We start from the raw sequence: 7,098 nt of genomic DNA, 5'->3' as shown, positions 1-7,098 counted from the left end.
CCTACCCCCGAAGGAGCTACCCCCATGAACACGATCTTCCGTAAGAGCATGCTGTCCGTTGCTGGTCTCGCGTTCGCCGGTGGTGTCTTCGCCGGTCCGATCGCCGCCCACGCCAACCCCGTCGATGCGAAGCCCGTCGCGGCCGTGCAGACGGCAGTGTCGAAGCCGCAGGGCGACCAGTCGCACATCAGCCTCAACGGCGAGCAGACCGCCAACGCCAAGGCGATCATCGCCGCGACGAAGAAGGCCGGCCTGCCCGAACGCGCCGCGGTCATCTCCATCGCGACCAGCCTGCAGGAATCGAAGCTGGAGAACCTCGGCCACCTCGGCGACATGAACGACCATGACTCGCTGGGCCTGTTCCAGCAGCGCCCCTCCTCCGGTTGGGGCACCCCGGAGCAGATCACCAACCCCGAGTACTCCACCACCGCGTTCCTCAAGGGCCTCAAGCAGGTCGACGGCTGGCAGGACATGCCCCTGACCCAGGCCGCGCAGACCGTACAGGTCTCCGCGTACCCGGACGCCTACGCCCAGTGGGAGCAGCAGGCCACCGACCTGGTCACCCAGCACTGGAACAGCTGACCGCACGAACCAATGGCCGGCACCCCGAACCCGGGGTGCCGGCCCATTGTCATGCCCGCGAGATCTTGGACAGTTTCCGTCAGCTGCTGACGGAAACTGTCCAAGATCTCAACGGAACGACGCCGCTGATCAGGTGGCGCTGATCGTGCCGGTCAGCAGGAGAGCCAGGACCAGGGTGCCCAGCGCGACCCGGTACAGCACGAAGACGTACAGGGTGTGGTGGGCGACGTAGCGCAGCAGCCAGGCGATGGCCGCGTAGCCGATGCCGAAGGCGATGGCGGTGGCCACGATCGTCTGAGCCACGGTGGGCACGGACGTGCCCGGGGCGGACGGTTCGAAGACGTCGCCGAGGCTGAACACACCGGACATCACCACCGCCGGGATGGCCAGCAGGAACGAGTAGCGCGCCGCCGCCTCCCGGGTCAGGTTGAGCAGCAGGCCGGCGGTGAGCGTGCCGCCGGAGCGGGACACCCCGGGGACCAGGGCCATGGCCTGGGCGAAGCCCATGACCACGCCGTCTTTCATCCGGAAGTTCTCCAGCGTGCGCGTCTGCCGGCCCCAGTACTCGGCGAACGCCAGCACGAACGCGAACACGATCAGGGTGGTCGCCACCACCCACAGGTTGCGCCCGGCGGTCTTGATCTGGTCCTTGAAGAGGAACCCGAACAGCCCGATGGGGATCGAGCCGACGATCACGTACCAGCCCATCCGGTAGTCGAGGCTGGAGCGCACCGACGTGTCGCGCAGCCCCACCAGCCAGGTACGGGTGATCCGCCAGATGTCCTTCGCGAAGTAGATCAGCACGGCTGCCTCGGTGCCGAGCTGGGTGACGGCGGTGAACGACGCGCCGGCGTCGCGGTCGAAGAAGATCGCCGAGGTGATCCGCAGATGCCCCGACGAGCTGACCGGCAGGAACTCGGTCAGCCCCTGGACGACGCCCAGGACGATGGCCTCGATCCAGGTCACTCGCCGACTCCGGAGAGGTCGAGCGCCTCGGCGACGGTACGCAGGGTCTGCACGCCGCTGTCCCGGTCGGCCACGAACAGGGTCACCGACAGCGTGGTGACGCCGGAGGCGGCGTACTCCCGCAACCGTTCGGCGATGCGCTCCTTCGGGCCGAGCAGCGAGGTGCGGTCGATGAACTCCATCGGCACCGCGGCGGCCGCGTCGCGCTGCCGCTTGGCCAGGTACAGGTCCTGCACCTCGCGGGCGGCGTCGCCGTAACCCATCCGGGTGGCGAGCTGGTTGTAGAAGTTCTGCTTTCGGCTGCCCATCCCGCCGACGTAGAGCGCGGCGTACCAGCGCACCAGCTCGGCACAGGAGGCCACGTCGTCGCCGATGACGACCGGCACGGAGGGCACCACGTCGAAGCCGGCCAGTTCCTTGCCGGCCTTGGCCCGCCCGGCGGCCACGGCGGCGAGGTGCTCGTCGGCGAACTCCGGGGCGTAGAACACGGCGAGCCAGCCATCGGCGATCTCGCCGGCCAACTCCAGGTTCTTTGGCCCGACCGCGGCCAGGTAGATCGGGATGTGTTCGCGGGGTGGGTGGAAGCTCAGCCGCAGCGCCTTGCCGGGGCCGTCGGGCAGCGGCAGCGTGTAGTGCTCGCCGTCGTACGCCACCTCCTTGCGGGCGACGGCCAGCTTGACGATGTCGACGAACTCGCGGGTCCGGCCCAGCGGCTTGGCGAACCGCACACCGTGCCAGCCCTCGGAGACCTGCGGGCCGGAGACGCCGAGGCCCAGCCGGAACCGGCCGCCGGAGAGCGCGTCGATGGTGGCGGCGGTCATCGCGGTGGCGGCCGGCGTACGGGCGGGAATCTGCATCACCGCCGAGCCCACGTCGATCCGTTGCGTCTGGCCGGCCATCCAGGCGAGCATGCTGGGCGAGTCGGAGCCGTAGGCTTCCGCCGCCCACACCACCGAGTAGCCGAGGCGATCCGCCTCCTGGGCCAACGCCAGGTGGTCGGCCGGCGTGCTCCACGCCGTCTGGTATCCAAGGCTGAGCCCGAGTCGCACTGGTCCTCCCCCATCCGTGGCACAGGTCGCACCAGGTTACGCAATGCCGAAAACGGACCCGATCACCGGCTCACCGCCAATGATTCCCCGTCCGTCGCGGTGCCCGCCGGAGGCGGAACCGGCAGAACCGGCAGAGATGACGGGAGCGAGGATATCCGTGGCGGCGGGTTCGAAATAAGGTTCACCCATGCAACAGCGACCGCTCGGCCGAAGCGGGCTGGCGGTTTCGCGGCTCGCGCTCGGCACCATGACCTGGGGCCGGGACACCGACGCCGACGATGCGGCCGCCCAGCTGAAGAGTTACCTGGACGCGGGCGGCAACCTGATCGACACCGCCGACGTGTACGGCGACGGCGACGCCGAGTCGGTGATCGGGTCGCTGCTGGGCAGCCTCGTACCGCGCGACGAGCTGTTGATCGCCACCAAGGCGGGGTTGCGGCCGGGCAGCGGTCGGCGTCGCGACGGCTCCCGAGGCCACCTGCTGCGCACCATCGAGGCGTCGCTGCGCCGGCTCGGCACGGACCACGTCGACCTGTTCCAGGTGCACGGGTACGACCCGGACACCCCCCTCGAAGAGACCCTCGCGGCGCTGGACCACTCGGTGGCCAGCGGAAAGGTCCGCTACGTGGGTGTGTCGAACTTCTCCGGCTGGCAGACCGCGCGGGCCGCCGCCTGGCAGACGGCCTGGCCGGGCCGGGCGCCGGTGGTCGCCGCCCAGGTGGAGTACTCGCTGCTGGAGCGGGGCGTGGAGCGGGAGGTGCTGCCGGCGTGCGACGCGTTGGGCCTCGGCGTGCTGCCCTGGTCGCCGCTGGGTCGGGGTGTGCTCACCGGCAAGTACCGGCACGGCCGGCCGGCGGACTCGCGGGCCGCCTCGCCGCACTTCGAGCGGTTCGTCTCCACGTACCTGGAGCCGCGCTGCTCGAGCATCGTGGAGGCGGTGGCGACCGCGGCCGGCGGCCTGGGGGTGTCGCCGCTGGAGGTGGCGCTGGCGTGGATCCGGGACCGACCGGGGGTGACCGCGCCGATCCTCGGCGCCCGGACGGTCGGGCAGCTGCTCGGCGCGTTGCAGGTCGAGCGGATCACGCTGCCCGAGGAGATCACCACCGCGCTGGACGACGTCTCGTCGGTGCCCATCGGCTACCCCGAGCGCGACGGGTGAGACGCGGGCGCTCACCGAACCGGCGCTGACCGGGGCGCCTGCGGACCGCGGGCGGCTCCCGCGCGGCGAAGGCCACGCGCGGGCGCCCGGGGCGGCACGAACCACGCAGGGCAGCGGCGTTGGTCACCCCGCAGGGGGTGGCGGACGGCCGCTGGGCTGGGCAGCATGGACGGCATGGACTACGAGTACGCGCCGCTGCGGCTGCCGCCGAACGTCGACCGGTTGACCGCCGCGGCGCAGTTGGCGATCCAGGCGGAGTTCTCCGGATGGGAGTTGGCCCGGGTGCGGCTGTTCCGTGACGGCACGCGGCAGGTCATGCTGCGCCGTCGGCGGGTCAACCAGCCGCAGCCGGGCCTGTCGTACTGACACCGGGCCGGGACGGGCGGTGACACGCCCGGGGCCCGAACCGCGAACGGTTCGGACCCCGGGCGTCACCTGGCCTCGTGCCTGGCCCTCGGTCGGTCCGCGGCGGAGGAGCCCCGGCCGACGCCGGCCCTAGTGCTGGTGCCCGGCGTGGTCGTGGTCGTCGTCGAGCTCCAGGAACGGGTGCTCGTCGAGTCGACCGACGAGCCGGTCGTCGCTCGCCGGCTGGAACGGGCCGGCGGCGTCGTCATCGTCGAACGACTCCAGGTCCACGGGTGTGCCCACCTCGCTGACCATGACAACCCCGTCGAGGGGCTCCAGCTCGGGGACGTCCAGCGCGCCGAGCGAGCCGTCGCCGCTCTGCAGCAGCTCCAGCACCGCCTCGCCGACGCCCTCCACCGGCGCCGGCTCGTCGTCCTCCGGGGTGCCCTCGCGCCGGGCCGCCTCGGCCGCCCGCAGCAGCGCGGAGATGCTCGGCACCCGGTAGTCGCGGCGTTGACGTACCGAGATCACCCGCGGGTGGGGGTCGCTGGCCTCGGCGCCCTCGCCGCCGAAGCGCTCGTCGGCCTCGTCCGGGTCGATCGAGTCGACGTCCCACGGGGTCACCTCGCCGAAGGCGTCGAGCAGTTGCTCGTCGTAGGCGAAGGACGCGTTGTTCAACGCCACGTACGCCTGCCAGACGTCGTCGTCGTCGACGCGGCCCTGCGCGGCGCGTACGGCGGCCAGGTGGTGGCGGGCCGCTTCGATCACCCGCTCGAGAGCGGCGTCCAGCTCACCGTGCTGGTCGGTCATGTGGGGCAGTCCCTTCACGATGGGGAGGTAACGCGCCGGGTGCAGCTACCGGACACGGTTAGCAGGTGCGGAGGAACCGGTCGAGAACCCGCACGCCGAACTGTAGTCCGTCGACCGGAACGCGCTCGTCGATGCCGTGGAACAACGCCGAGAAGTTCAGGTCGGCGGGCAGCCGCAGCGGCGCGAACCCGAAGCAGCGGATGCCGAGCTGCGAGAACGCCTTCGCGTCGGTGCCGCCGGAGAGCATGTACGGCACCGGCCGGGCGCCCGGGTCCTCGGCGCGCAGCGCCGCCGACATGGCCTCGACCAGGTCGCCGTCGAAGGTGGTCTCCAGCGCCGGCTGTCGCTGGACGTACTCGATGGCGATGTCCGGGCCGACCAGCTCGCGCAGCTGCCGCTCCAGCAGCTCGGACTGGCCGGGCAGGCTGCGGCAGTCGATGGTGGCGGTGGCGCGGCCGGGGATGACGTTGTCCTTGTAGCCGGCGCTGAGCCGGGTGGGGTTGGCCGTGTTGCGGATGGTCGCCCCGATGATGTTGGCGATCGGGCCGAGCTTGGCGATGGCCGTCTCCGGGTCGTTCGGGTCCAGCTCGATGCCGAGCAGGTCGGAGACCTCGGTCAGGAACGCCCGCACGGTGTCGGTGACCACCACCGGGAAGCGGTGCCGGCCGATGCGGGCCACGGCCTCGGCGAGGGCGGTGACGGCGTTGTCGTCGTGCACCATCGATCCGTGCCCGGGGCGGCCCTTGGCGTGCAGCCGCAGCCAGTCGATGCCCTTCTCGGCGGTCTCGATGAGGTAGAGCCGCTGGCTGTCGTTGACCGAGTAGGAGAAGCCGCCGACCTCGCCGATGGCCTCGGTGCAGCCGTCGAACAGGCCGCGGTGGTTCTCCACCAGGAAGCGCGCGCCGTAGTCGCTGCCCGCCTCCTCGTCGGCGGTGTACGCGAGCACGATGTCGCGCGGGGGCCGTACGCCGGTGCGCTGCCAGTGCCGCACCACGGCGAGCACCATCGCGTCGAAGTCCTTCATGTCGATGGCGCCGCGGCCCCACAGGTAGCCGTCGCGCTCTTCGCCGGAGAACGGGTGCACGGACCACTCGTCGGCGTCGGCGGGCACCACGTCCAGGTGGCCGTGCACCAGCAGCGCGCCCCGGCTCGGGTCGGCGCCGGGGATGCGGGCCACCACGTTGGCCCGCCCGGGGGCGGACTCGTGCAGGACCGATTCGACGCCCACCTCGGCGAGTTTCTCCGCCACGTACTCGGCGGCGCGGCGCTCGCCGACGCTGGTGTCGTTGTCCCCCGTGTTGGTGGTGTCGATGCGCAGCAGGTCGCGGCAGAGGTCCACGACCTCCGCGCTGGGGTCCGGTCGGGCGGAGGCGGCGTCGCTCGTCATCGCCCCTTCATACCAGCCCGGGGTGACCGGCGGGCCGGCGCACCGGCGTGCCGGGGACGGGCATTCACCTCGGCGGATCCGCGTGCCGGTTTCGCGGCGTCCGCGTTCGGGTACCGCCGCCCACGACCGCACATCCCCTGCCGGAGCTTCCGCCCGCCAGTCGAGGAGGGCACCATGTCCGCCGTCCCCCTGCCCCCGTTGCCGCCCGCGCCCGCATCCGAGGAGGGTTACCGGCCCGGTGGCCGCAGCATCGCCGACATCGTGGACCGCGAACACCGGCAGCTGCTGGCTCTCGTGGACCAGCTGACCGGCCCGGACGCCACCCCGCAGGAGGGGCTGGCGGTGCTCACGGCCGCGCTGTCGCGGCACGTCTCGGCCGAGGAGCAGTACCTGCTGCCGGCGGTGCGGGCGGCGCTGCCGGCCCAGGCCGACCGGGTGGACGCGGAGATCGACGCTGACGCCGCGCTGCTGGCGGCCCTGAAGGGGCTGTCCGACGAGACCCTGACCGAAGTCGCCGAGCGGGTCCGCCGACACGTCGACGGAGTGGGCGCGCTGGTGGCCGAGTTGCGCGCGGTGGCCACCGGGGAGGAGCTGATCCGGCTGGGCAACCGGTTGGAGATCGCCGAGGAGGCCGCGCCGACCCGGCCGCACCCGGGCACCCCGGCCACGCCGCCGTGGAACCGGATCGTCGAGCCGGCGGTGGGTGTGGTGGACAAGGTCCGCGACGCGGTGACGCGGCGGCCGACGTACCTGGCCGACCTGCCGGAGCCGCCGCGCGACTGAAGCGCGGGCCGCGCCAC

General features: G+C 72.1%; 8 protein-coding genes. 4 read left to right on the top strand and 4 right to left on the bottom strand.

The genetic code is table 11. From position 1 onward, the window contains the following. The first annotated feature begins 24 nt into the window (after positions 1-24). The gene (locus ABZU46_RS21110) at positions 25-582 is read left to right on the top strand and encodes a hypothetical protein (RefSeq protein WP_354860361.1); all 558 of its coding nucleotides are present in this window, start codon (positions 25-27) and stop codon (positions 580-582) included. Positions 583-711: 129 nt separating this feature from the next. Here ABZU46_RS21110 and ABZU46_RS21105 read toward each other — a convergent pair whose 3' ends face one another. Both ABZU46_RS21105 and ABZU46_RS21100 read right to left on the bottom strand, forming a co-directional pair. Next, the gene (locus tag ABZU46_RS21105; RefSeq protein ID WP_354860360.1) at positions 712-1,548 is read right to left on the bottom strand and encodes an undecaprenyl-diphosphate phosphatase; all 837 of its coding nucleotides are present in this window, start codon (positions 1,546-1,548) and stop codon (positions 712-714) included. Beyond that, positions 1,545-2,597 carry an LLM class F420-dependent oxidoreductase gene (locus ABZU46_RS21100; RefSeq protein ID WP_354860358.1) on the bottom strand — a complete coding sequence of 351 codons (1,053 nt, stop codon included), beginning with the start codon at positions 2,595-2,597 and terminating at the stop codon, positions 1,545-1,547. Before ABZU46_RS21100 ends, ABZU46_RS21105 begins: the two co-directional genes overlap by 4 nt. A 187-nt stretch (positions 2,598-2,784) precedes the next feature. Here ABZU46_RS21100 and ABZU46_RS21095 point away from each other — a divergent pair, with 187 nt between their 5' ends. Both ABZU46_RS21095 and ABZU46_RS21090 read left to right on the top strand, forming a co-directional pair. After that, positions 2,785-3,756, top strand: a complete 972-nt coding sequence (locus ABZU46_RS21095; protein ID WP_354860357.1) for an aldo/keto reductase — start codon at positions 2,785-2,787, stop codon at positions 3,754-3,756. 174 nt (positions 3,757-3,930) lie between these two features. Next, the gene (locus tag ABZU46_RS21090) at positions 3,931-4,122 is read left to right on the top strand and encodes a DUF5703 family protein (RefSeq protein ID WP_039906151.1); all 192 of its coding nucleotides are present in this window, start codon (positions 3,931-3,933) and stop codon (positions 4,120-4,122) included. 129 nt (positions 4,123-4,251) lie between these two features. Here ABZU46_RS21090 and ABZU46_RS21085 read toward each other — a convergent pair whose 3' ends face one another. Both ABZU46_RS21085 and ABZU46_RS21080 read right to left on the bottom strand, forming a co-directional pair. Next, positions 4,252-4,911, bottom strand: a complete 660-nt coding sequence (locus ABZU46_RS21085; RefSeq protein WP_354860356.1) for a hypothetical protein — start codon at positions 4,909-4,911, stop codon at positions 4,252-4,254. A 58-nt stretch (positions 4,912-4,969) separates the two neighbouring features. After that, positions 4,970-6,298, bottom strand: coding sequence for a M20/M25/M40 family metallo-hydrolase (locus tag ABZU46_RS21080; protein ID WP_354860355.1), 1,329 nt, complete (start codon positions 6,296-6,298; stop codon positions 4,970-4,972). A gap of 174 nt (positions 6,299-6,472) precedes the next feature. On the opposite strand from ABZU46_RS21080, the gene ABZU46_RS21075 reads away from it, so the two are divergent. Next, positions 6,473-7,081: a hemerythrin domain-containing protein gene (locus tag ABZU46_RS21075; protein WP_354860353.1), complete on the top strand. Its 609-nt coding sequence runs from the start codon at positions 6,473-6,475 to the stop codon at positions 7,079-7,081. Positions 7,082-7,098: the final 17 nt, after the last annotated feature.

The organism is Micromonospora sp. NPDC005197 (assembly GCF_040608295.1).
In the GTDB taxonomy this organism is placed as follows: Bacteria; Actinomycetota; Actinomycetes; order Mycobacteriales; family Micromonosporaceae; genus Micromonospora.
This window is presented reverse-complemented; position numbering and strand designations above follow the sequence as displayed.